This window comes from Streptomyces sp. SID5910, assembly GCF_009862125.1.
Taxonomy (GTDB): domain Bacteria; phylum Actinomycetota; class Actinomycetes; order Streptomycetales; family Streptomycetaceae; genus Streptomyces.
The window spans coordinates 1-2720 of record NZ_WWHX01000270.1; the positions used below are offsets into that span (position 1 = coordinate 1).

General features: G+C 76.5%; 2 protein-coding genes. Both read left to right on the forward strand.

Going from position 1 to position 2720, the window contains the following annotated elements; genetic code table 11:
- Window positions 1-341 precede the first annotated feature (341 nt).
- Complete coding sequence (locus tag GTW67_RS09360) at window positions 342-2219, forward strand: FUSC family protein (protein ID WP_161164343.1); 1878 nt, start codon at window positions 342-344, stop codon at window positions 2217-2219.
- Between the two features lie 131 nt (window positions 2220-2350).
- A partial coding sequence (locus GTW67_RS09365) for a DUF899 family protein (protein ID WP_161164344.1) occupies window positions 2351-2720 on the forward strand: 370 nt, incomplete at its 3' end.

Below are 2720 nucleotides of genomic sequence, written 5' to 3' on the forward strand. Positions count from 1 at the left end.
CAGTGGGTCACCAACGAGAAGGGGCTGACCGAGCGGGCGGGGCTGGGCGGGGTCGACGTACTCCTGACACGCCTGACGCCGGACCCGCGGTCACTGACTGCGGCGCTCACACGGGCCGAGGACCTGCTGAGGGCGGCCATGGAGGCGGCGCGGGCCGGCTAGAGCAGTGGGGACACGGCGGAGACGAACTCTGCCGCCGCCGGCCGTCACCTCCCCGAAATGCGCCCGTTTCCGGCGCATCAAGAACCGCCCGTACCCTGGACAGCACACGTCACAGCCCGGCCACCGTCGCCCGAAGGCTCGCCCCCGCCCTCGACCGGACGACAGGAGCCCCGCGCCCCGTGCCCAGCACCGCTCGCCCCGCCGCCCTCGCACTACCGCCCTGGCTCGCCCACGCCCTGAGCACCCAGCGCGGGCCCGTGCCCTGGAGCGCGGTCACCCGGGGTGCGCTGGCCGGCGGGCCGCTGCTGCTCGCGGCCCTGCTCGCCGGGCGCACCTCCCTCGGTGTCGTCGCCGCCATCGCCGCCATGCTGGCCGGCATCAACGACCGGCCGGGCAGCCGGCGTACGTCGGTCAGGCGGATCGGCGTACCGGCGCTCGCGGGGGCGGCCGGGCTGCTGGCCGGCACGTACGCGGGGCAGCACCTCGGTCCCGTACCGCTCACCCTGGCGCTCACCGTGCTCGGGCTGGTCGCCGGAGGCATCAGCGCGGCCGGGGCCGTGGCGTCCGGAACCGGGACGCAGCTGCTGGTCACCGCCGCCGTGGGGGCCGGCATGCCGCTGCCCGACCCCGGGTGGCAGAGCGTCCTCGCCTTCCTGGCCGGCGCCGGATGGCTGCTCGCCCTGCGCCTGCTCCTGCCCACACCCGGCTCCCTCACCGGCGACGCGCGCCTCGACTTCCGCTTCGACGGGGAGCGCGCGGCCGTCGCCGGCGTGTACGACGCCGTCGCCGCGCTGCTGGAGGCGGCCGGCACCGAACACGCCGGCGCCCGCCGGGCCGCGCTGACCGCAGCCCTCGACCACGCTCAGGACGCGCTCGCCGGACCCCGGCTGCGGCGCCACGCCTCCTCCTCGGCCGAACGGCGGCTGCACGCGCAGTACGCCGCCGCGCTGCCCCTCGGCGAGGCCGCGACCGCACTCGCCTGGGCCGGACACCCCGTGCCCGCGCGGGCCACCGAAGGCCCCCGGCGACTCGCCGCCGCCGTCCGCGGCAGCACCCACACCGGGCCGCTGCCCGCCCCCACCCGCACCGAACCCGCCCTGCGCGCCCTCGACGACGCCCTCCTGCACGCCGCGGAGGCCTTCGACCGGGGCAGCGGCCGCGACCTGCACACCCGCAGCCGGCCGCTCGCCTCCGTCGCCCGCACCGTCCTCGGCCCGGGCGGCAGGGAGTACGGGCTGCGTGTCGGGCTGTGCTTCGGAGCCGCCGTCGCCGTCGCCCAGGTGCTGCACCACGGCCACTGGTACGGGTCGCACCAGCACTGGTACTGGCTGCCGGCCACCGCCGTCTTCCTGGTCAAGCCCGACCTCGGACCGCTCGTGTCCCGGGTGCTGTGCCGGGCGGCCGGGACCGTCCTCGGGGCGCTTCTCTTCGCCGGGTTCGCCGCCGTGCTGCCCCGGCCGGAAGGGCTCGTCGCGCTCGTCGCCCTCAGCGGCGCCCTCGTGCCCGTCGCCGCCCGGCACTTCGCCGCCCAGACCGCCGTCGTCACCGTCCTCGTCCTCGCGCTGGTCATGACCGGCGGCGAACCCCAGGCCGCGCTCAGCCGCATCGGCGAGACCCTGCTGGCCTGCGCGATCGTGCTGATCGTCGGGCACCTGCCGATGCCGGGACAGCGCGGCGGCACGGTCCGCGCCCGGCTGGAGGCGGCGGGCGGCGCCGCACACGCCTACCTCGCCCACGTACTGAGCGGGTCCGACGACCGCGCCGCCCGCTGGAGGCTGCGCCGGGAGGCCTACCGCACCCTCGCCGAGGCCCGTACCGCCGTCGCCCTCGCCGCCGCCGAGCTGCCCGCGCTCGCCCGGCACTCCGCGGGCGCCGACGAGATCGCCGCCGTGCTGGAACGGCTCGTCGACACCACCACCGCGTGCGCCGTCCACCTCGACGACAGCGGCCGCCTCACACCCCGGCACACCGAACGGCTCGCCGCACTCCGTGACGAGCTGACCGAACGGCGCGAACGTGCGGGACTGCGCCTGCCGGAGCTGCCGCTCGCCGGGTAGCCGGCACGCCGGACAGCCGGCACCCCCGGGACAGGACAGTCCGGGAAGAATCTTGCCGCGCCGCGATGAGTTCCGCGTCCCCCACCGGTCAGCACCCCCGACGGACCGCTGTACAGGAGGAGCTGGAGCCCATGTCGCTTCCCGAGATCGTCTCGCGCGAGGACTGGCGCGCGGCGCGCGAGGCCTTACTGGCCCAGGAGAAGGCGGTCACGCGCGCCCGGGACGCGCTCAACGCCGAGCGGCGCGGACTGCCCATGGTGGAGATCGACAAGGAGTACGTCTTCGAGGGCGGCGACGGCAAGGCCACCCTCCTCGACCTCTTCGAGGGCCGCGACCAGCTCGTCGTCCACCACTTCATGTTCGCCCCCGAGTGGGACGCCGGCTGCCGCAGCTGCTCGGCGTTCCTCGACCAGATCGGGCACCTCGCGCACCTGCGCGCACGCGGCACGTCGTTCGCGGCGGTGTCCCGGGCGCCGTATCCGAAGATCCTTCCGTTCAAGG